This is a genomic window from Winogradskyella haliclonae (assembly GCF_014635865.1).
GTDB classification, from domain to species: Bacteria; Bacteroidota; Bacteroidia; order Flavobacteriales; family Flavobacteriaceae; genus Winogradskyella; species Winogradskyella haliclonae.
Genome location: NZ_BMDQ01000001.1, coordinates 102,369 through 125,174, shown reverse-complemented (window position 1 = coordinate 125,174; position 22,806 = coordinate 102,369). Strand labels below are relative to the sequence as shown.

The window sequence follows — 22,806 nt, the reverse complement described above, 5'->3', positions numbered from 1 at the left end:
TTATTGTGATTTTAATTGGTAGCGACGTAGCTTTTCGTCGTTGTAAATATACAAGGTTTCATTGGTTACCAAAAACTGATTTATTAACAAATCTGAAGTTTTTAATGGTTTTATAGTAATACTGTTTTTTGGTAGCAAAAACAACGCATTCTCTTTCTTTAAAACTAGATTAGCTTTGCTAAATGCCATTTCTGTATAGCCTTTGTTTTCAATTTTATGGATTAAACTTCCAAAATAACTGTATATATAAAGATGTTTCTCTGTAAGTAAGTAGCAGTAGTTATAATCACTTTTTAAATCTAATACCTGAGACTGTATAGGCACAGTTTTTACACGAGTCTTATTATTTAGGTAATCATATAACTCAAGTTGTTGTAAGTCTTGATTAAAAAGCCAAAGTGTATTGTCATAGCCAGTAGAAACAAATGATACGTTTTTGTAGTCTTGTATTGTATTGAAATCTACTTTAGTGATTTCTGCTAATCGGTTGTCTAAAATAATTACGGTATTAAAATCCTGGTAAAACAGATTTATTTTTAATGGGTTAAAGGTGTTGGCTGAGGTAATTTTGCCTAATTGAAAATTAGCATAGCTAATAGTTGTATCTGCCGATTTTTTATAAAAACTCTGGTTGTCATCAGAGTAATATAGTGTGCCAAAAGTATCTACGCCAAAAACATCTTTGGCTTTTAAGTCTATAGATGCTTCAAACTGAAGTTGAATCTCATCTTGGGCAAAAGCAAAAAATGAAAAACAAAAAATAAGATAAAACAAAGATTTCATAGTGATTTGAAAAGTACAAAAATCAAACCACAATCACTAAGCCATAAGTAGAATCGTTAAACAGTTAGTTTATACCCAAATCCTCGAACATTCAATATTTGAATACGGTCGTCTTGTTTTAGTTTTTTTCTGAGCTTTGAGATAAAGACATCCATGCTTCTAGCTGAGAAAAAATCATCTGTCCCCCATAGTTTATTCAATATTAAAGAACGGTCTAAAACTTTGTTTTTATTTTTAATTAAATGAAATAAAAGATGCGCTTCTCGATGCGTTAGCTGAAGCGTTTCCTCAGATTTATAGGTTAATAATTGTTTTGGAAAATCAAACGTATAATCACCAATAGTTAATACATCTGCTGTTTTTTGAAGCTTGGTTCTATTAATGAGGTTATGTATCCTAACAATGAGCTCCTCCATACTAAAAGGTTTCTTTAAATAATCATTACCGCCAATGGTAAAGCCTTCGACAACGTCTTGAGTTTGAGATTTAGCGGTTAAGAAAATAATAGGAATAGTATCATCGATTTTACGAACGTCTTTAGCTAAAGTAAAGCCATCTTTTTTTGGCATCATTACATCTAAAACCAGAATTTCGGGACTTTCAGTTTTATAGGTTTTAAAAGCTTTATCGCCATCTTCGCAAAGTAAAACTTCAAAATCTCGAGTTTCTAAACTCTCTTTTATAATTTGTCCTAACGCGGCTTCATCTTCCGCTAATAATATTTTTATAGGATCAGCCATTTGGTAATTCTATTTTAAAAGTGGTGAGTTTATTATTAAGGTCTAAGCTAATATTTCCGTTATGCTTTTCAACAATACTTTTGGTGTAATATAAGCCAATACCAAAACCTTTAACATCATGTTTGTTACCTTTTGGTACGCGATAAAATTTCTCAAAAATACGTTCTTTACTTGCTTTTGTTAAGCTAGTGCCATTATCTGAAATATTAATATTAAAGCTGTTTTTATTCGGAATCAAATCCACAGTAATTATGTCACCACCATATTTTATAGCATTATCTAAAATATTATTCAGTGCATTTTCAAAATGAAAAATATCAACCTTGGCACTTAAGGATTCAATCTTGAAACTTGTTTGTATGGTCTTAGTTGTATTATGCGCTTGGTATCTTGAGCTTAGCGATGTTAGTAAGGCTACAATATCTATCTCTTCTTTGTTGAGGTCTAAGCTTTCACTATCAAGCGTCGCTGTTTCTAATAACTTCTCCACCATGAGATTGAGTTTAGTAAGCTGGTTAGAAGACATGTCTATATATTTTTTCGTCTTTTCTTGGTCTTCTATTACATTAAAGTTGTTGATGCTTTCTAGTGCAACTCCAATAGTGGCAATAGGTGTTTTAAATTCATGTGTTATATTACTAATTAGATCATTTTTAACTTCGGCTAGCTGCTTCTGATGGTTTATGATTTTTAGAAGATAAAATAAGCAACTTATTACTGCCAAAACTAAAAAGGTAGATATAAGAATGCCACTAAAACTACGCTTAAGGATATTAAAGGTTTCATTGTCAAAACTCAACTTTAATAAACTGCCTTCAGGTAAAAAAGTAGACTTAGACTCAACCTGTAAATCATAATTTTCATGCTCACTTTGTGGTAAATTCTTTGTTAACTCTTTCATACGAATTTGTAATAAACTATCAGGCTTTTTTTCGAAATATGCTAAATGATGGTCTAGCTCTATTTTTTTTCGTTTAAAATCTTCAATAAGAAATTTGTTAACCTTTCTAACATCTAAAGAATCGTTTTTAATTGATATAAATATTTTTGTAGAAAGCATTTGTATATCCGAGGCATCAAATGAAGGCTGTGTTTGTCTTATATCTTCTAAAGTTTTCTTAATTGAATCTGCAGAAATGGATTTACGTTGCTTATTATGTTCTCTCATTAAGGAGTCTGCACTAAATCCTGTAAATACGGCTAGACTTTTTATTTCACTTGTGTCAATTGAGTCAATGGACTTAATTGTACCATTTTTTTCGTCTATGTTTTCTAATATTTTAGTAAAAGGACTATCCTCTTCAAATATCTTATCTGTAGATGTCTCTTCAAAAGAAAAGCCAACACGTGTTTCTTTTGCCAGATTTGCATAATAGTCGTCTACAGCTTTATCCAAACTTACTTGTACATCATTAATAAGTTGTTGCTTATTGGTGAGATAGTTTTTGTAGTTCCAATAAATCTGAATACCTATTGTAGCAATAATTACAAGCGTAATTGTATACAATATATATTTATAGCGTTTATCATTCATACTTCAAAAGTAGATGTTATTCTCAATCTAGACTAATCGGTTAACAGACGTTAACGTTGATTAACTTTAAAACTAAGAACAAGTTGTCATATTTGTGGTGTACTAATCAAAAAATAAAAGAATAAAATGAAAAACTTAATTACAGTAATAGCATTATGCCTTTCTGCATCGATTTTTGGGCAATCTCTAAATCTTAAAGGTGAAGTAAAAGACAATGACGTAAAAGTGGAAAATGTAAAAATTGAAGTAGAAGTAGATTCGATTGAAGAGATAGAGTCTACATTTACAATTGAAGATTTTAAACAGTTGTTAGATGAAACCACTGAGGGTGAAGACTTAACTTTTAAAATTAAGTGTAATGGTAAAAAAATGTCTAATGGTCTTAAGTCTAGTATGAGCTATGAAATAAAGGGCAATACTAGTGATAAAGAAACTTTTCTTGAAAATGTCACAAAACTTAGAAAAGCTGCGATCAAATACTATCAATCAAAAAATAAATAAATATGGAAATTATAGTTAAACTATTATTAGTTGTACTGTTGACAAGTACAACATATGCACAAGAATTTAAAGGTGTAGCTACATACAAGACGCTAACAAAATTGGGTATAGATATAGATAGTACTGCTATAGGTACTAGTAAAAAAGCATCAGCTAATGGCATTAGTATCTCTTCAGAAATGAAAGAGCAAATCATAGCGCAATTAAAGAAAGGGTCTCAGCAAACCTATAAGTTGAGTTTTGATAAGCAGCAGTCTATATATAAAAAAGAAGAAAAACTAGCAGCGCCACAACCTAATTCTAGTGGTGTCAATATCTCGTTTAGTTTTAATGGAGGAGAAGGTGATGTACTATATAAAAATACTAAAGAAAAAAGATATACAAGTTCTAGTGAAACTTTTGGGAAGTTATTTTTAATACAAGACGAACTCCAAGAACACGACTGGAAATTAGAAAATGAAACCAAGAATATAGGAGAATATACTTGTTACAAAGCTACCAAGACATTCACAAGAACGGAAACAGTAAGTACAGTTACTAGTTTTAGTATTAATGATAAAGATGAAGATGATAAAGAAAAGAAAGAGCCAGAAACTAAAGAGGTTACAGTAGTAGTTACTGCTTGGTATACACCTCAAATACCGGTAAGTACTGGTCCAAGTATCTATCATGGTCTTCCAGGGTTGATTCTTGAGGTTAATGATGGCAGAACTACTACAGTTTGCAGTAAGATAGAGATTAACCCAAAAGACGGATTTGAGATTAAGGAACCAAAAAAAGGAAAAAAAGTTAATCAAGAAGAGTATGATAAAATCATAAGAAAAAAGTCTGAAGAACAAATGGAACAATTCAGATCTAGAAGAGGTAGGAACGGTGAGGGCGTACAAATGATAAGAATTGGAGGCTAATCCAACTATAATAAATGGCGCTATATTTTTATTCTATAGCATATCATCTTTCAAAATAAATGGAACATCCGTAATAAGTCTTTTTTAATTCATAAAACAAAGTTATGGATGTTTCATTAATCATTAAATCACAATAAACAGTATCCTATGAAATATATTTATACTGCTATGTTATTATTCATAGTGGCTAACTCCTCTTATGCACAAATTAAAATAAATGGAACTGTAAAAGACAGTATCGGTAATCCATTAGAACTTGCTAATGTTGTAGCTATTAATGCAGAGACAAATGGTCTTGAATCATTTGCTATTACAGATGAAGCAGGTAAATACAAACTTAATCTAGAGAAAAATACTAAGTATGTATTGCAAGTGAGCTCTATAGGATATAAAGCCATCAGCAATACTTATGAAACAAAGGAGGTAGACGCTATTAAAAATTTTGTTCTAAAGGAAGACAATCTGTTAGATGAAATTGAACTGACCTACGAAATTCCTGTAAAAATAGATGGAGATACTATAACTTATAATGCAGACTCGTTTAAGAAGCCTACTGATAGAAAACTGGGTGACTTATTAAAGAACATGCCAGGGATAGAAGTTAATGAAGCAGGCGAGGTTAAAGCGGAAGGCAAAACAATCCAAAAGTTAATGGTGGACGGAAAAGTTTTTTTTGATGGAGATACAAAATTAGGAACTAAAAACATACCAGCTAATGCGGTAGATAAAGTACAGCTTTTGAAAAATTTTTCTGAGGTAGATCAGCTTAAAGGCGTTCAGGATAATTCTGATAATATAGCTTTAAATATTAAACTTAAAGAAGGTAAAAAGAATTTTTGGTTTGGTGATATTACTGCAGGCGCAGGGTCATCTAGTGATTTTGATATAACAAACAGTAGTGTTGCTGTGAATGCTGGATTACCTTCTAGCTCTACTTTAAAAGGAGATAACCTCTATATTTTTCAGCCTAAACTATTTTATTACAGTCCAAAATATAGTATTAATCTTATAGGGGACATTAATAATATTGGAGAAGTTGTATTAAATAGAGGTGATCTTTTTAGACTTTATAGTGGGTTTAGAGCTCCAAGCACTTCAAGTGGTACAAATATTAATTTAGGAAGTAATGATCTAGGATTTTTAGCCTTGCAGAATAATGCTGCTTTAGATGTAAATACCAAACTTGGTGCAGCAAACTTCACGTATTCACCAAATAAAAAAGTAAATATTAATGGTTTTGGTATATTTTCTAGTAGTCGTATAGAGCAAAGATTGAATCGTATTACACAATATGTACAATTTGAAGATAATCCTAATACACCAATAGATGAATCTCTAAATACACCTCCAGATGAGGCAAGCCTTAGTCAAACACAACAGGCTTCAGATATGGGTTTGCTAAAACTCAGTGGAAAATATAAGCCTAATTCAAATAACCAATTAGAGTATAATTTACAAGGACGTTTATCAAAAACATCCCAAGTTAAAGATTTTTTCTCCACTGTAACTGGTGATACAGATGAATTTAGGGATGCTACTCCATTTAGCGTGAGACAAAGTTTAAACTATTATTACACTGTAAATACAAATAATATTTTTGCATTTTCATCGCAATACTTAATTCAAGATGAAGACCCATTTTATAATGCTATACTAGAGAATAATCCAGCTAATAATGATGACCCTAATGCTGATGCTTTTGATATTACTGCTGATAATTTAGGTTTAGATAGGAGTTTTAATAACTATGACTTATCTCAAGAACGACGTGTCAAATCAAATCAATTAGATACAAGAATAGATTATTGGAATGTCCTTACTGAAAGAAGTAATATCAATCTTACTTTAGGTGCTATTTTAAGTCGTCAACGTTTTAATTCTGACTTTTTTCAGTTGTTGGGTAATACAGAAGATTCAAATCGTCCTGAGTTTATTCCAACGCCATTAATTAATGATGGACTTAATACTAATAATATAGAATACAATTTCTCAGACGTTTATCTGGGATTACATTATCAATTTAAAACAGGCATATTTACCTTTACGCCAGGGTTTAATTTGCATGCTTATAGAGTAAATAACAAGCAGTTTGGAGATGAGTTTAATGATGACTTTTTCAGTATTTTACCAGATTTCTCAGCAAGGATTCAATTAAAAAAGAGTGAGAACTTAAGGCTAAGTTATAATATGAGAGCACAGTTTAATGATGTCAAACAGTTTGCTCAAGGATTAGTGCTAAATAATTTTAATTCTCCTTTCTCCGGTAATCCAGTTCTAGATAATGCACTTTTGCATGTTGCTAGTTTAGGCTATTCTAGTTTTAATCAATTTAATAACACAAATGCTTTTGCTAATATCACATATACAAAAAGTATAGATCAAGTGCAGAGTGATATTGATTTTAATAGTGTTATAAGAACAAGGACTTTGTTTAATTCTCCGGTAGATAATGAATCGATAACTGCTAATGGAAATTTTCAAAAGAGGTTTAAAAGAATAACGGGAACTATAGGCGGTAGCTTTACCTATAATAAGTTTAATCAGTTGTTTTTAGGAGTGCCAACAATAAACGAAAACTATAATCAAAATTATTTTGCGCAAATACGAACCAATTTCAGAACAGCCCCGAATGTTCAGTTAGCCTATAGATATGGAGTGGCAGATAATAATCAAGGGACTAGAAATACTAAGTTCGTTACAAATGCACCTTCTATCGAATTTGATGCATATATCTTTAAATCATTGACATTTAAAACAGATTATAGTTATACTCGCATCAGTAATGAAAGCGAGACATTAAATTCTTTCGATTTTTGGAATGCTACACTATCTTATAGAAAAAGCCAAGATTCTAAATTAGAATACGAGATTAGAGCCACTAACCTCTTAAATACACGTTCTAGAGATCAGAATAATGTAAATGATTTTTCAACAAGCTTTAATCAGATATTCATTCAACCAAGATTTATAACATTTAGATTGCGTTATGACTTGTAGAGTGTAAAGATGTAAATGAGATATGTCTGTTAATGTTTTGGTAAACAGAATGATTTTTGTTTAATGATTACGTAAATTTGTTAAACAATAATATCAACTTTACATTATCATGAAATCAATTCTTTTCAAATTAGGTGTTTTAACAATCTTAGTAGGTTTTTCCTTTAAAGGCGAAGCCCAAGAATTTCAAGGCAAAGCATATTACTTTTCAAAATCTAAAATGGATTTAGGGCGTTGGGGTGCAAGATTAAGCGAGGCTCAAAAAAAGCAAGTTGCAGTACGTATGAAGAATAGGTTGGAAAAAACGTATGTCTTAACATTTAATAAAACCGAATCCTTTTTTAAAGAAGATGAAAAATTAGACGCCATGTCTGGAGCAACTGATTCTTGGGGAAAAAACTTTGCTCAAGGCGATCAGTATAAAAATGTAAAGGATAATCAATTAGTGCAAAGCCAAGAGTTTTATGGGAAGAAGTTTTTAGTAAAAGATAAGCTTCAAAAAATAGAATGGAAAATGGGTTCTGAAACAAAGCAAATAGGGAATTATACCTGTTTTAAGGCTATGGCTTTAATACCATCAGACGAATTATCATGGTATAATTTTTCTTGGGATAAAATGAGAAGAAATACTCCACAAAAAGATTCTACCGGAGCAGTTATAGAACCAGAAATAAAAATGACACAGGTTGAAGCCTGGTATTCTCCACAAATCCCTGTTAGTCATGGGCCATCAGAGTTTTGGGGATTACCTGGATTAATTTTAGAAGTTAGTATGGATGATACCACTATGTTATGCTCTAAAATTATAATCAATCCTAAGGAGACTATTGAGATTGAAGCACCAAAACGAGGTGAGGAAATCAACAAAAAAGATTACCAAGCTACTGTTATAGAAAAGATGCAAGATTTTAGAAATAATCGAGGTCGACGACGTGGTTAATTCTTTAACTCAAGTTTAACAAAGTCCGATTTAACTTTTTGTCTATTTGCTAGTCTTAATGTAAATAACATTAAGTTAAAGCAATTCAAAAATGAAATTATCAGTATTTAAATCACTTATCCTAGTATTAGCAATCTGTTTAAGTAGTTCAACATTTGGTCAAGATTTCCAAGGAAAAGCGTACTACCAGACAAAAACAACAATGGATTTTAGTCAATTTGGTAGAGGTGGACAGCAACCAAGTCCAGAGCAGATGAAACGTATTCAAGAGAGAATGAAAAGTTTTCTTGAAAAGCGGTATGTATTAGTCTTTAATAGAGAAGAATCTATATATAAAGAAGAAGAAAAATTAGAAGCCCAAGGCGGTAGAGGTGGTTTTGGCGCCTTTGCAAGTAGCTTAACTAGTGGTCCAAAATATAAAAACATTAAATCAAAAGAAATACTTGTAGATCAAGAGTTTTTTGGGAAACAATTTTTAATAAAAGATGATTTAAGCCCTATACAATGGACAATGGGAAAAGAATCGAAACAAATAGGGCAGTATACAGTTTTTAAAGCAACAGCTACAGTTCCTGATACAAGTTTTGATATGTCAAGTTTTAGGCGCCCAAGAGGAGGTGAAGACAAACAGGAAGAAGAAAAGACAGGGCGTACAGTTGATGTTGTTGCATGGTATACACCACAAGTGCCAGTTAATCAAGGGCCTGATAATTATTGGGGTTTACCAGGATTGATTTTAGAAGTAAATGCAGGGAATACTACTATACTTTGTACTAAAATAGTAATGAATTCGAAAGACAAAGAGAATATTAAGAAACCAGAAAAGGGAGATGTTGTTACCCAAGAAGAATACACAAAAATCACTACTGATAAAATGGAAGAATTCCGTAATAATAGAGGTCGCGGTAGAGGTCGTGGTCGAAACTAATCTACATCAAACTCAAAAATACTAACAAACCACATCATGAAAAAAATATTAACGCTGCTAGCAATGATAGTAGTAATAAGCTCCTATTCGCAAGTTAAAATGTCTGGAGTCGTAAAGGATAGTATTGGTCAGCCTCTTGAGCTTGCTAATGTTATTGCCATAAATCAAGAGACAAAAGCATTGGAATCTTATGGAATTACGGATGCTAAAGGCGAGTATAAAATTGCACTTGGTAAAAATGGCAAGTACAATGTGCAAGTGACATATATTGGTATGAAAACCATTAACATGGTTTTTGAGACTAAAGAAGTAGATATTAAAAAGGATTTTGTAATGGCATTAGATAACGCACTTGATGCTGTTGAATTAACATATGAGATGCCTGTAACCATAAAAGGTGATACTATTGTTTACAATGCAGATTCTTTTAAAAATGGCTCAGAACGAAAACTAGGTGATGTTCTTGAGAAACTTCCGGGAGTAGAGATTAATGATAATGGACAAATAGAAGTCGAAGGTAATGTGGTGCAAAAAGTCACCGTTAATGGAAAAGACTTTTTTGATGGCGACTCTAAATTAGCTACAGAAAATATACCTTCTAACGCAGTAGATAAAATAGAGGTTTTACGTAATTTCTCTGAAGTTGGACAATTAAGAAGCGTACAAAACAATCAAAATAGTGTAGCTATAAATATTAAGCTTAAAGAAGGCAAAGAAAACTTCTGGTTTGGAGATATCACTGCAGGTGTAGGTTCTGCACCTTCACCAAACGATGAGTTGTATTTGGTCCAGCCTAAGTTGTTTTATTACAGCCCAAAATATAGTGTTAATGTTATTGGTGACATTAATAATATTGGTGAGCCAGCATTGTCTAACAGAGATGTTAGAAACTTTGGTGGTGGTTTTAGAGCACCAAGTCGAGATAGTGGCACAAACCTTAATTTGGGCAATAATGGTTTGGGCGGATTAACGACTGCAGCACGAGCCCAGGAAGTGGAGTCAAAATTATTGGCAACCAACTTCAGTTATTCACCAAATAAAGCTTTAGACTTAAGTGGATTTTTAATTTACAATACCACAAGACTAAGAACAAGACAAGAGAGTTTTATACGTTATACAGATCCAGATTTAGGTATCCCTGACGAAGAGACAATCAATACAGGTAAGGAGGCCTCTGATCAAGGCTTAGTCAAGTTAAGTGCATCCTATAAACCCAATGCTAATAACCAGTTAGATTATGATGTGCTTGCGAGTTTGTCTAAAGATGAAGAACGCCAAACTGAGATTTCATCAGTAATAGGTACTACTAATCAATTAGATGAAGTAACTCCGTTTAGCATTAATCAAAACTTAAACTATTATTATACACTTAATGAGAATAATATTTTTGCTTTTGAGGCTCAACATTTAATTAAAGACGAAGACCCATTTTATGATGCGTTTTTAAATAATGATCCGACAAATAATGATAATGGTTTTGGTAATATTCCACCGGCAGTAGACGAAGATGCTTATGATGAAACAGCAGAACAATTAGGATTAGATAGAAGTTTGAATTTTTATAATCTTGGTCAAAATCAACGTGTAAAATCTAATCAGCTAGACGCAAAATTAGATTATTACAATATTTTAAACCCTAAGAGTAATATCAGTTTTACCTTAGGAACAATAGTAAGTCGTCAAGATTTTAATTCTAATATTTTTCAATTTTTAGATCAAAATGACCCTACTAATATACAAGATGCAAACCCTACAATTGATGACTTAGATGGTAATTCACTAGCCGCAGTAAATGATACTCAATACAATTTTAGTGATGTGTATCTAGCAACGCGTTACAATGTGAGAACAGGTAAATTTACATTTAGACCCGGAGTATCTGTGCATGCTTATGGAAATCAAAACACACAATTTGGAACTAGATTTAAAGATAATTTTTTTAGGGTATTGCCAGAGTTTGAAGCTCGAGTGCAGTTCAAAAAATCAGAAAGTCTTCAATTCAACTATAGAATGAGTAATCAATTTACGGATGTGACTAACCTTGCCGAAGGATTGGTGCTTAATAATTTTGACGCCTTAGCCTATGGTAATTCTGAATTACAAAATGGACTCTCTCATAACTTATCTTTAAATTATAGAAGCTTTAACCTGTTCAATAATACTAATGTGTTTGCTGTAGTTAATTATAATAAGAATATAGATCAAATTAGGTCCATAGCTAATTTTGATAACGTAATTACTACTAGTACATTTTTTAATTCACAGTTTGCAGATGAAACCCTGACGGCTTTTGGTTCTTGGAATAAGAGATTTGGTAAAATAAGAACAGGAATATTTGCTCGATTTAATTATAGTTTACGTAATCAGTTTGTAGGAGGAAGACAATCAGAAAATGAAAGTTTTGTTCAATCGTACAGACCAGAAATACGTACAAATTTCAGAGAAGCACCCAATGTAAGACTTAGGTATCAATATAGCATTAGTAATAATAATCAAGGTTCAAGAAACACGAAAATTATAACTAATGCGCCATCTATTCGTTTTGATGCGTATATATGGGACTCGGTTACTTTTGTTACTGATTATGCATATAATAATCAAAATGTTGAGGGAGAATCGGAATCTTTCACGACTTGGAGTGCTCGATTAGGGTACAGAAAAAATAGAGATGCTAAATGGGAATATGAGATTAGAGCAAACAACATACTAAATATTGATGCTAATATCAATAACAATGTTGGTAATTTTTCTGTATCTAATTCAGCTACATTTTTACAACCACGTTTTATAACGTTTAGAGCTATTTATACTTTATAATATTTGCTCTTGATATAATAAACAAAAGCTCATAATACATTATGCATTGTGAGCTTTTAACTTTTATAGATTTTAGATGTGATACAAATATTGTAATTTGTTGGTCTAACTTTTCAAACCAAAATTATGAAACGATTTTTAGGACTATTCTTATTAGCTTTTCTTTTTAACCTAAGTGTTACTTATGCTCAAGACAAAGATTCAGTTATTAAAGGTATAGTAAAAGAAGCTAATGAAAATTCTCAATTAAAGAGTATCGGACATGAGCTAATGGATGTGGTAGGTCCGCGATTAGTAGGTACACCACAGATGCTCAATGCACATAATTGGGCGATAGAAAAATATAAGTCATGGGGTATCGATGCAAAAAAAGAAAAATGGGGAGAATGGCGTGGTTGGGAACGTGGTATCACGCATATTGATATGCTAGAGCCGCGCGTACAATCTTTAAAAGGTACTCAATTAGCATGGAATCCAAGTACAGGTTCAGAGGGAGTTACCGCAGAAGTTATTACGTTGCCTAAGAATATTAAAGATTCTATTTCATTTCAGAAATGGTTACCTAATGTAAAAGGAAAGCTGGTCTTAATATCAATGAAACAACCAACAGGTCGACCAGATTATAATTGGGAAGAGTTTGCTACAGAAGAATCTTTTCAAAAAATGAAAGATGAAAGAGATACACAAACTAAAGAGTGGCGAGCCAATATTGGACGTTCAGGATATAATACAAGGTCAATTATTGTTGCATTAGAAGATGCTGGTGCTTCTGGAATAGTAGCTAGTAGATGGTCTAGAGGTTTTGGAGTTAATAAAATATTTAGCGCACGTACAAAGAAAATTCCAACAGTAGATTTAGAATTAGAGGATTATACAATGCTTTACCGCCTCGCTGAATCTGGGCATACGCCAAAACTAAAAATTGTTGCCGAATCAAAGGAATTAGGACGTGTGCCAACATTTAATACCATTGCAGAAATCAAAGGCTCTGAAAAACCAGATGAATACATAATATTATCAGCTCATTTCGATTCTTGGGATGGCGGAACAGGAGCTACAGATAACGGTACAGGTACTTTAGTGATGATGGAAGCTATGCGTTTATTAAAAAAACATTATCCAAATCCAAAGCGTACAATTATTGCAGGGCATTGGGGAAGTGAAGAACAAGGACTTAATGGGTCTAGAGCATTTGTAGAAGATCATCCTGATGTTGTCGATGGATTACAAGCATTATTTAATCAAGATAATGGTACTGGTCGTGTAGTTAGAATTTCAGGTGGTGGATTTCTAAACTCATACGATTATTTATCACGTTGGTTATACGCAGTCCCAAAGGATATTACAGAGCACATAGAAACAACGTTTCCTGGTTTACCAGGTGGAGGTGGCTCAGACTATGCGTCGTTTTTAGCTAAAGGTGCACCTGCGTTTAATTTAAGTGCTTTAAATTGGTCTTATTGGAATTATACTTGGCATACTAACAGGGATACTTACGATAAGATTATTTTTGATGATGTAAGAAATAATGCCATATTAACAGCAGTTTTAGCTTATATGGCATCTGAAGATGCTGAGAAAACATCCAGAGATCAGATAGTGTTACCAATAAACCCAAGAACAGGTAAACAACGGACTTGGCCTTCGCCTCGTTCACCAAACCGTGATGGTGGTAGAAATTAAAATAAAAGCCTTCTCAATTGAGAAGGCTTTTTATATATCTATATCAGCAGATTTCAATTACAAATCAAAAGCAGCTTTTACTTTATCGACATAGTCTAATTTTTCCCATGTAAATGTCTCGACAATTTCGGTAACTTCTTGTCCCATTGGGTTTTTAAATGTTAATGTCTTTATCTCTGGTGTACGTCCCATATGTCCGTATGCAGCAGTTTCAGAATAAATTGGCGTTCTTAATTTTAAGCGTTGCTCAATAAAATATGGACGCATATCAAATATAGACTCTACAATTTTACTAATTTCACCATCGGTTTTATCAACCGTTGCTGTACCGTAAGTTTCAACATTAATACTTGTTGGCTTTGCAACACCAATAGCATAACTTACTTGTACTAATACTTCTTTACACAATCCAGCAGCGACTAAGTTTTTAGCAATGTGTCTTGTGGCATATGCACCTGATCGATCAACTTTACTTGGGTCTTTTCCTGAGAAAGCACCACCACCGTGCGCACCTTTTCCGCCATAAGTGTCTACAATAATTTTACGACCAGTTAAGCCTGTATCACCATGTGGACCTCCAATAACAAAAATACCAGTTGGGTTAATGTGGTAGGTAATATCGTCTGTAAATAATTTTTGAATATGTGCAGGTAATTTAGCAACCACTCTAGGAATTAAAATAGTGACTATATCTTTTTTAATTTGAGCCAACATTATATCGTCACTAGCATCAAAATCATCATGTTGTGTTGATAATACAATGGCGTCAATACGCTGCGGTATATTATCATCACTATACTCAATAGTCACCTGAGATTTAGCATCCGGTCGCAAATAGGTAATGTCTTTATTTTCGCGTCTTAATTCAGCCAATTCAGTTAGCAATCTATGAGACAGCTCTAAAGCTAAGGGCATATAGTTTTCGGTTTCGTCAGTGGCATAACCAAACATCATACCTTGGTCACCAGCACCCTGGTCTTCGGGATTAGCTCTTTCAACACCTTGATTAATGTCTGGGGATTGTTCATGGATTGCAGATAAAACACCGCAAGAACTCCCATCAAACATATACTCGCTTTTAGTGTAACCAATTTTATTAATCACATCTCTTGCAATTTGCTGTACATCTAAATAAGTGTCAGATTTTACTTCTCCGGCTAATACAACTTGTCCAGTCGTAACCAAGGTTTCACAAGCGACTTTAGAGTTTTTGTCAAACGCTAAAAAGTTATCAATTAAAGCATCACTAATCTGATCTGCTACTTTGTCTGGGTGTCCTTCAGAAACACTTTCCGAAGTAAATAAATACGCCATATATTTTAATTTTGCTCGATTATCGAGATTCTATTTTATGAAGATTTGACGCAATAGTATGGAAAGCATAACACTGTCTTTAGCAATTTTTTCCAGAGGTTGCAATCAGTCAAATCATTCCTCTTAATTATTTCGGTGCAAAAGTACACATTTATATCAAATTAAGAAGCGTAATCTTCTTAAGTAATTATTAAAATGCAAAATGTTAAAAAATGATAAAGTCAAAAAAAGATTTGGATTTTAAATTTTTATAATTGAATCTTTGTACAGAAAGTTCAATCAACTTTTTGAAATGTTATCAAGAAAGGTGAAGGGAATAGACCCGTTGAAGCCTTAGCAACCCTTAGACTTACTAAGAAGGTGCTAAATTCTACTTTGAAGACGAATCATTTCTCGTTTTCGAGATAGATAACCAAAAAATCAATTGCTCATTAGCAATTGCGTATAATTTCTTTATAACATTTTTCTATTTGCTAGCCTCGAAAGAAGCTATATATCTCGTTTGTTTTCGAGATGATTTTAAGTATTGTTTAAACTCAAAAAAATTAGAAAAATGAGTAACCAAAAATTTGCAACTAAAGCGTTGCACGCAGGACATGATGTCAACTTAAATGGCGGAACAAGAGCAGTTCCAATTTACCAATCAACAGCTTATGTATTTAATGATTCTGACCATGCTGCTAATTTATTTTCCTTAGCAGAAACAGGAAATATTTATACAAGAATTAATAACCCTACTACGGATGTTTTAGAACAACGTTTAGCTGCGCTAGAAGGTGGTATTGCTGCAGTTGCTACAGCTTCTGGAACTTCGGCAGTTTCTACGGCATTACTCACTTTGCTTAAAGCTGGTGATCATGTAGTTGCATCAAGTAGTTTGTATGGAGGTACCTACAATCTTTTGAAGGTGACACTCCCAAGACATGGGATTACAACAACATTTGTAGATCCATCAAATCCTGAGAATTTTAAAAATGCAGCTCAAGAAAATACACGTGTATTTTTTGTAGAATCATTAGGTAATCCAAAACTAGATGTCTTAGATATTGCTGCAATCTCCAACGAAGCTAAAGAATTTAAGGTACCACTTATTGTTGATAACACAGTTGCTACACCATTTTTACTCAATCCTATCGAGTATGGTGCAAATATTGTTGTTCATTCTTTAACAAAGTATATTAATGGAAATGGTACAGCATTAGGAGGAATAATCATTGATGCTGGTACTTTTGATTGGTCTAACGGAAAATTTCCAGAATTTACGGAGCCATCTGAAGGTTATCACGGACTAATTTATTCTGAAGCTTTAGAAGCAGCCGCATTTATAGCTAAAGTGCGTATTGAAGGTTTAAGAGATTATGGAGGTGCTTTAAGTCCTTTTAATGCATTCCAGATTATCCAAGGTTTAGAAACTTTAGAGTTAAGGATTAAAAAACATAGTGAAAATGCATTGAATTTGGCAAAATGGCTACAGCAACAAGAAGAAGTAGCTTGGGTTAATTATCCAGGTTTAGAAACTAGTAAATACAAAACTCTTGCGGATAAATACCTGCCAAATGGTCAAAGTGGAATTGTAACATTTGGTCTCAAAGGAGGTTTTGATGCGGCCAAGCATGTAGCAGATACTTCTAAGCTGTTTTCGCTATTGGCTAATATTGGAGATACAAAATCTTTAATTATTCATCCAGCTAGTACAACGCATCAACAACTTACAGATGCAGAGCAAGAAAGTACTGGTGTAACAAAAGATTTAGTGAGGCTTTCAGTAGGTATTGAGGATGTTGAGGATTTAAAAGCAGATTTAAAGGCAGCTTTTATTTCCGTTGGAACCCCAAAAGCATGTAGTCTTAATTTATAGTTGATTAGTGTTTAGTATATCAGGTTGTGTGTTTCAATGCACACAACTTGATACAATTTTTTCTAAAACTATTTTATGAATTCACTTAAATATATAGAGATAGACCATTTTGAGTTAAACTCAGGACGTAGTATAAGTCTAAAGTTAAGCTATCAGGATTTTGGAAGACCTTTACATAAGGCGCCTATTGTCCTTGTTAATCATGCATTGACAGGAAATTCACAAGTAACTGGAGCAAACGGTTGGTGGAATGCTATCGTCGGAAAAGGGAAAATTATCGATACTTCTCAATATACCATACTATCTTTTAATATTCCAGGTAATGGTTTTGGTAAAACTAAGGAGCATTTTGTGGAATATTATAAAGAATTTACAGCGAAAGATATCGCAAGATTGTTTGCTATAGGCTTACAGAGTTTACAAGTTTCAAAATTATTTGCTGTAATTGGAGGTTCGGTTGGAGGAGGTATTGCATGGGAGTTAGCGTCTTTGCGGCCAAAATTAGCAGAGCATATCATTCCTATTGCTTCAGATTGGAAAGCCACGGATTGGCTTATTGCTAATTGTTTTGTTCAAGAACGTATTTTAGAAAACTCACTTGACCCAATAGCTGATGCTCGTTTGCATGCCATGACTTTTTACCGAACTCCTGAGTCTTTATCAGAAAAGTTTAATAGAACAAAAGCAGATAGATTTCTTCATAATGTTGAGACTTGGCTTAACCATCATGGCGAGAAATTATCGAGACGTTTTCAGATTTCTGCCTATAAAATGATGAATCAAATTTTGAAAACTATTAATGTTGCTGATCACATAAATGAGCTCAAGAATGTAGTTCGGAACATTGAAGGAAGTATACATATTATAACTATCAACACAGATTTATTTTTTAAACCTGAAGAAAACTGGAATACGTTTGTAGAGCTTAAATCAATTAAAAAAAATGTAACTATTGGTGAGATTAAATCTGTTCATGGGCATGATGCCTTTTTAATAGAATATCAACAACTTTCAAAATTATTAGTTCCCATTTTTAAACAAAAACTTAGTATAGATGACAGAAGTCAACTTAATTATATTCGGAATAGGTAATGTCGGGTCTACCTTAATCAATCAATTGATTGATTTTAAACCTGATTTGAGATTAAAACATAATATAGATTTAAGGATTCCATTTGTTTGTAATTCAAAAAAAGGACTGTATGCAAAAAGTTTAGGTCATGATTGGCAATCTCTATTTAATAAGGAATCAAGGAGTTATTCGATTAGTTCTATTCAAGAAATTGTATCACAATTTAGATTGGAGAATGTTATTATTGTAGATGCTACAGCTAGTGAGGCATTTGTAAAAGAATATCCATTTTTTATCGACAAGGGTTTTCATATTGTAGCAGCAAATAAAGCTGCAAATACATTAGATTATGAGTTTTATAAAATCCTGAGACAAAAACTAGCAAGATTAAAAAGCAACTTTCTTTACGAAACTAATGTCGGTGCCGGTTTACCGATTATCGAGACAATTAAAAATTTAAATCAATCAGGTGAAAAAGTTAAGAAAATTAGAGGTGTCTTTTCTGGCTCTTTGAGTTATATATTTAACCGTTTTTCTAATGAAGATATTGAGTTTTCTGAAGTTCTGAAAGATGCTTCACAGAAAGGTTATACAGAACCAGATGCAAGAGATGATTTGTCTGGTAAAGACGTCGCTAGAAAATTATTGATATTAGGAAGAGAACTTGGCTTACAGAGTAATCTCTCTGATGTAAAAATCCAATCATTAGTGCCTAAAACGTTAAATGGAAAAACGACTTTAAAACAATTTAATGACCGTATTACTGAGCTAAATCCAATTTTTCATAAAAGTAAATCAGAGCAAAATGGTGATAAGGTTTTACGTTATATCGGTGAATTAGATGTTGAAAACTATATTTTTAATGTTAAATTAGTTTCTGAATCACGTCAAACATCATTAGGACAATTAAAAGGCACAGACACACTTTTTGAAATATATACCGAATCTTACAATGATAGACCATTGGTGATACAAGGCGCTGGAGCAGGAAAAGAAGTAACAGCAAGAGGGTTGTTTTCAGATATTATTAAGATAGCTAATACCTTATGAGTAGGATAAAAGAAGAAATACAAAAAAGAATTCTAGTTCTAGATGGCGCTATGGGTACTATGTTACAAAGACATAGTTTTACTGAAGAAGATTTTAGAGGAGAACGATTTAAAGATTACCCATCTCCTTTACAAGGTAATAATGACTTATTATCAATAACACAACCCGAAGCTATTGCAGATGTGCATAGACAATATTTTGAAGCGGGTGCAGACATTGTGGAGACCAATACATTTTCTGGTACAACAATCGCAATGGCTGATTATAATATGGAAGATTTGGTTTATGAATTAAATTACGAATCAGCTAAAATTGCAAAAACAGTAGCTGAAGAATTTACAAGTCAAAACCCTAGTAAACCTCGATTTGTGGCTGGAAGCATTGGGCCAACAAATCGTACAGCAAGTTTATCACCAGATGTAAATAAGCCCGAATATCGAGCTGTCACTTTTGAAGAGTTAAGAAAAGCCTACAAGCAACAAGTTGAGGCTTTAATTGATGGTGGTGTAGATGTACTTTTAGTCGAAACCATCTTTGATACACTAAATGCAAAAGCAGCGTTATTTGCTATTGAAGAAGTCAAGGAAGAAAAAAATATTGATATTCCAATTATGGTATCAGGTACCATTACTGATGCTTCAGGTAGAACGCTTTCTGGCCAAACGGTTGAAGCATTTTTAACCTCAATATCGCATATTCCGTTATTAAGTGTTGGTTTTAATTGTGCATTGGGTGCAGAACAATTACTGCCTTATTTACAACGACTCTCTAACGAAACAAACTTCTACACTTCAGCACATCCAAACGCGGGCTTACCAAATGCATTTGGTGAGTATGATGAGACTCCAGAAGAAATGCAAGGTTATATTGAAGCTTATTTAAAAGACGATTTAATAAATATTATTGGTGGCTGTTGCGGCACAAATCCAGAGCATATAAAAGCAATTGCTAATGTGGCATCAAAATACAAACCAAGGCAAATACAAGTTGAAGCATAATGGCAGATAGTGACTGTAAAAAATATTTAACCCTATCAGGTCTAGAACCTCTTGTAGTGACTCCAGAATCTAACTTTATTAATGTTGGTGAGCGTACAAATGTTACAGGTTCTCGTAAATTCCTTAGGCTTATTAAAGAAGAGAAGTTTGAAGAAGCCTTAAGTGTAGCTAGAGACCAAGTGGAAGGCGGCGCACAAATCATTGATGTTAATATGGATGAAGGTATGCTCGATGGTGTGCAGGCGATGACAACCTTTTTAAATCTTATTGCTTCAGAGCCAGATATTGCAAAAGTGCCTATTATGATTGATAGTTCTAAATGGGAAATCATAGAGGCAGGTTTGCAAGTTGTGCAAGGTAAAAGCGTAGTAAATTCTATTAGCCTAAAAGAAGGTGAAACACAATTTAAACATCAAGCCAAGTTAATAAAACGTTATGGTGCTGCAGTAATTGTTATGGCTTTTGATGAAAAAGGACAAGCGGATACTTACGAGAGACGAATTGAAATCTGCAAACGTTCGTATGATATTTTAGTTAATGATGTTGGTTTTCCAGCTCAGGATATCATCTTTGACCCTAACATTTTTCCTGTAGCAACAGGAATGGAAGAACATCGAAAAAATGCATTAGATTTCTTTAACGCTACCAAATGGATTCGAGAAAACTTGCCATATGCTAATGTTTCTGGAGGTGTGAGTAATGTGTCATTTAGTTTCCGCGGAAATAATGCCGTGCGAGAGGCCATGCATTCTTCATTTTTGTATCATGCTATAAAAAATGGAATGAATTTAGGCATTGTAAACCCAACAATGCTTGAAATTTACGATGAGATTGATGCTGAACTTTTAGAACGAGTTGAGGATGTACTATTTGATAGAAGAGATGATGCTACTGAACGTTTATTAGACTTTGCTGAAACTGTAAAAGGCAATAAGAAAGGAGATGTAGAAACCGTTCAAGAATGGCGAAATGATAAATTGCAAGACAAAATAACTCATGCCTTAGTTAAAGGTATAGATACTTATATAATTGAAGATGTAGAAGAAGCTAGACAATCTGTTTCTAGACCAATTGAAGTAATTGAAGGGCATTTAATGACTGGGATGAATGTTGTAGGCGATTTATTTGGAAGTGGAAAAATGTTCTTGCCACAAGTTGTAAAGTCAGCTCGTGTAATGAAAAAAGCTGTGGCTTACTTGCAGCCATTCATTGAAAAAGAGAAAGATGGAAAAGTAGAAAGCGCAGGTAAGATTTTAATGGCAACTGTAAAAGGTGATGTTCATGACATAGGTAAAAATATAGTTAGTGTGGTGTTGGGTTGCAATAATTATGAGATTATCGATTTAGGAGTTATGGTGCCGCCAGAAAAAATTATTGAAACTGCTATAAAAGAACAGGTCGATGTTATTGGCCTAAGTGGATTAATTACACCGTCTTTAGACGAAATGGTATACGTCTCTAAAGAATTAGAAAAGCAAAAGATTAAAATCCCATTAATAATTGGCGGCGCAACAACTAGCAAAGCTCATACGGCTGTAAAAATAGCACCACATTATCAAAATACGGTTATTCATATCAACGATGCATCTCGTGCTGTTACTGTTGTTGGAGATTTATTACAAGAGAATAATATATTGTATAAGAATCAAATAAGAGAAGAGTATCATAAGTTTCGTGAGCAATTTTTAACTCGTGGAAAGCGAAAAGACTATTTGTCAATTGAAGACGCTCGAAAGAATAAATATAAAATTGATTGGGAAGCCAATGAAATAGTAAAGCCAAAGCACATAGGAATTCAAGTTATCGAAGAATTTGATATTCAAAAACTTGAGGCCTATATCGATTGGTCCCCTTTTTTTAGAAGCTGGGATTTACATGGTAAATACCCAAATATTTTAGAAGATGAAATTGTAGGTAAACAGGCCAAAGAACTATTTGCTGATGCTCAAGAATTATTAAGACGCGTCTTTGATGAAAAACTCCTAAAAGCAAAAGCTGTATTTGGATTATTTCCTGCTAATACGGTAAATGATGATGATATAGAAGTCTATAATGAACAAGGAAAACTTCAGAATATTTTTTTAACGCTTAGACAACAACTCAAAAAGCGAGAGGGTATTCCAAATCATGCATTAGCTGATTTTATTGCGCCAAAAGAAATTGGAATACAAGATTATATAGGTGCATTTTGTGTAACAACAGGGTTTGGTACTAAGGCATTAGCAGAGCAGTTTGAGGCTGATAACGATGATTATAATTCCATTATGATTAAGGCTTTGGCTGATCGTTTGGCAGAGGCCTTTGCCGAATATTTGCATAAAGAAGTAAGAACAAAACATTGGGGATATGCCTCAAGTGAAAACTTGTCTAATCAAGAATTAATAGCTGAAGACTATAAAGGTATAAGACCAGCACCTGGTTATCCAGCTTGTCCTGACCATTTAGAAAAAAATACAATTTGGAAGCTATTGGATGTCGAAAAAAGCATTGGTGTAAAGCTCACAGAGAGCTTAGCAATGTGGCCAGCTGCAAGTGTTAGTGGCTATTATTTTGGAAGCAAAGAAGCCAAGTATTTTGGCTTAGGTAAAATTACCCAAGATCAATTAAAAGATTACGCTAATAGAAGAGAAATAAGTATAGAACAGGCTGAAAAGTGGTTAAACCCAAATCTAGTAGATTAATT

At 33.2% G+C, this 22,806-nt stretch carries 16 protein-coding genes and 1 riboswitch; of the genes, 12 read left to right on the top strand and 4 right to left on the bottom strand.

The annotated features are described in order from the left end of the window. From IEV10_RS00575 to IEV10_RS00565, 3 genes are read right to left on the bottom strand one after another with little or no spacing between them, the layout of a single operon-like run. Complete coding sequence (locus IEV10_RS00575; protein ID WP_188372749.1) at positions 1-783, bottom strand: hypothetical protein; 783 nt, start codon at positions 781-783, stop codon at positions 1-3. A 56-nt stretch (positions 784-839) separates the two neighbouring features. Beyond that, complete coding sequence (locus tag IEV10_RS00570) at positions 840-1,523, bottom strand: response regulator transcription factor (RefSeq protein WP_188372748.1); 684 nt, start codon at positions 1,521-1,523, stop codon at positions 840-842. Continuing rightward, complete coding sequence (locus IEV10_RS00565; RefSeq protein ID WP_188372747.1) at positions 1,516-3,057, bottom strand: sensor histidine kinase; 1,542 nt, start codon at positions 3,055-3,057, stop codon at positions 1,516-1,518. Before IEV10_RS00565 ends, IEV10_RS00570 begins: the two co-directional genes overlap by 8 nt. Positions 3,058-3,183: 126 nt before the next feature. On the opposite strand from IEV10_RS00565, the gene IEV10_RS00560 reads away from it, so the two are divergent. From IEV10_RS00560 to IEV10_RS00530, 7 genes are all read left to right on the top strand, one after another. Next, complete coding sequence (locus IEV10_RS00560) at positions 3,184-3,558, top strand: hypothetical protein (RefSeq protein WP_188372746.1); 375 nt, start codon at positions 3,184-3,186, stop codon at positions 3,556-3,558. A 2-nt stretch (positions 3,559-3,560) separates the two neighbouring features. Beyond that, positions 3,561-4,466: a GLPGLI family protein gene (locus IEV10_RS00555; protein WP_188372745.1), complete on the top strand. Its 906-nt coding sequence runs from the start codon at positions 3,561-3,563 to the stop codon at positions 4,464-4,466. Between the two features lie 147 nt (positions 4,467-4,613). After that, positions 4,614-7,463: a carboxypeptidase regulatory-like domain-containing protein gene (locus tag IEV10_RS00550; RefSeq protein WP_188372744.1), complete on the top strand. Its 2,850-nt coding sequence runs from the start codon at positions 4,614-4,616 to the stop codon at positions 7,461-7,463. 109 nt (positions 7,464-7,572) lie between these two features. Beyond that, positions 7,573-8,403: a GLPGLI family protein gene (locus tag IEV10_RS00545; RefSeq protein WP_188372743.1), complete on the top strand. Its 831-nt coding sequence runs from the start codon at positions 7,573-7,575 to the stop codon at positions 8,401-8,403. Between the two features lie 91 nt (positions 8,404-8,494). After that, complete coding sequence (locus tag IEV10_RS00540; RefSeq protein WP_188372742.1) at positions 8,495-9,331, top strand: GLPGLI family protein; 837 nt, start codon at positions 8,495-8,497, stop codon at positions 9,329-9,331. 36 nt (positions 9,332-9,367) lie between these two features. Continuing rightward, a complete protein-coding gene (locus IEV10_RS00535; RefSeq protein WP_188372741.1) occupies positions 9,368-12,148 on the top strand; it encodes a TonB-dependent receptor in 2,781 nt (926 codons plus the stop codon). Positions 12,149-12,274: 126 nt separating this feature from the next. Continuing rightward, a complete protein-coding gene (locus tag IEV10_RS00530) occupies positions 12,275-13,831 on the top strand; it encodes a M20/M25/M40 family metallo-hydrolase (RefSeq protein WP_188372740.1) in 1,557 nt (518 codons plus the stop codon). A gap of 57 nt (positions 13,832-13,888) precedes the next feature. On the opposite strand, the gene metK is transcribed toward IEV10_RS00530, so the two are convergent. Continuing rightward, positions 13,889-15,145 (bottom strand): methionine adenosyltransferase, encoded by a 1,257-nt coding sequence (gene metK / locus IEV10_RS00525; RefSeq protein ID WP_188372739.1) that lies wholly within the window; start codon positions 15,143-15,145, stop codon positions 13,889-13,891. Between the two features lie 292 nt (positions 15,146-15,437). Then, a riboswitch (SAM riboswitch) is annotated at positions 15,438-15,560 on the top strand. A gap of 138 nt (positions 15,561-15,698) precedes the next feature. Here metK and IEV10_RS00520 point away from each other — a divergent pair. From IEV10_RS00520 to metH, 5 genes are all read left to right on the top strand, one after another. Continuing rightward, a complete protein-coding gene (locus IEV10_RS00520; RefSeq protein WP_188372738.1) occupies positions 15,699-17,003 on the top strand; it encodes an O-acetylhomoserine aminocarboxypropyltransferase/cysteine synthase family protein in 1,305 nt (434 codons plus the stop codon). A 75-nt stretch (positions 17,004-17,078) separates the two neighbouring features. After that, complete coding sequence (locus IEV10_RS14305) at positions 17,079-18,095, top strand: alpha/beta fold hydrolase (RefSeq protein ID WP_229719552.1); 1,017 nt, start codon at positions 17,079-17,081, stop codon at positions 18,093-18,095. Continuing rightward, positions 18,058-19,125: a homoserine dehydrogenase family protein gene (locus tag IEV10_RS14300; protein WP_229719551.1), complete on the top strand. Its 1,068-nt coding sequence runs from the start codon at positions 18,058-18,060 to the stop codon at positions 19,123-19,125. Before IEV10_RS14305 ends, IEV10_RS14300 begins: the two co-directional genes overlap by 38 nt. Beyond that, complete coding sequence (locus IEV10_RS00510; RefSeq protein ID WP_188372737.1) at positions 19,122-20,123, top strand: homocysteine S-methyltransferase family protein; 1,002 nt, start codon at positions 19,122-19,124, stop codon at positions 20,121-20,123. Before IEV10_RS14300 ends, IEV10_RS00510 begins: the two co-directional genes overlap by 4 nt. Beyond that, positions 20,123-22,804, top strand: a complete 2,682-nt coding sequence (gene metH / locus IEV10_RS00505; protein WP_188372736.1) for a methionine synthase — start codon at positions 20,123-20,125, stop codon at positions 22,802-22,804. Before IEV10_RS00510 ends, metH begins: the two co-directional genes overlap by 1 nt. Positions 22,805-22,806 lie beyond the last annotated feature (2 nt).

Coding starts and splice junctions, on each gene's coding strand:
- IEV10_RS00510 (WP_188372737.1), top strand. CDS start 19,122: ATGAGTAGGATAAAAGAAGAAATACAAAAAAGAATTCTAGTTCTAGAT.
- IEV10_RS00535 (WP_188372741.1), top strand. CDS start 9,368: ATGAAAAAAATATTAACGCTGCTAGCAATGATAGTAGTAATAAGCTCC.
- metH (WP_188372736.1), top strand. CDS start 20,123: ATGGCAGATAGTGACTGTAAAAAATATTTAACCCTATCAGGTCTAGAA.
- IEV10_RS00560 (WP_188372746.1), top strand. CDS start 3,184: ATGAAAAACTTAATTACAGTAATAGCATTATGCCTTTCTGCATCGATT.
- IEV10_RS00530 (WP_188372740.1), top strand. CDS start 12,275: ATGAAACGATTTTTAGGACTATTCTTATTAGCTTTTCTTTTTAACCTA.
- IEV10_RS00575 (WP_188372749.1), bottom strand. CDS start 783: ATGAAATCTTTGTTTTATCTTATTTTTTGTTTTTCATTTTTTGCTTTT.
- IEV10_RS14300 (WP_229719551.1), top strand. CDS start 18,058: ATGACAGAAGTCAACTTAATTATATTCGGAATAGGTAATGTCGGGTCT.
- IEV10_RS00565 (WP_188372747.1), bottom strand. CDS start 3,057: ATGAATGATAAACGCTATAAATATATATTGTATACAATTACGCTTGTA.
- IEV10_RS00555 (WP_188372745.1), top strand. CDS start 3,561: ATGGAAATTATAGTTAAACTATTATTAGTTGTACTGTTGACAAGTACA.
- IEV10_RS00540 (WP_188372742.1), top strand. CDS start 8,495: ATGAAATTATCAGTATTTAAATCACTTATCCTAGTATTAGCAATCTGT.
- IEV10_RS00570 (WP_188372748.1), bottom strand. CDS start 1,523: ATGGCTGATCCTATAAAAATATTATTAGCGGAAGATGAAGCCGCGTTA.
- IEV10_RS00520 (WP_188372738.1), top strand. CDS start 15,699: ATGAGTAACCAAAAATTTGCAACTAAAGCGTTGCACGCAGGACATGAT.
- IEV10_RS14305 (WP_229719552.1), top strand. CDS start 17,079: ATGAATTCACTTAAATATATAGAGATAGACCATTTTGAGTTAAACTCA.
- IEV10_RS00550 (WP_188372744.1), top strand. CDS start 4,614: ATGAAATATATTTATACTGCTATGTTATTATTCATAGTGGCTAACTCC.
- IEV10_RS00545 (WP_188372743.1), top strand. CDS start 7,573: ATGAAATCAATTCTTTTCAAATTAGGTGTTTTAACAATCTTAGTAGGT.
- metK (WP_188372739.1), bottom strand. CDS start 15,145: ATGGCGTATTTATTTACTTCGGAAAGTGTTTCTGAAGGACACCCAGAC.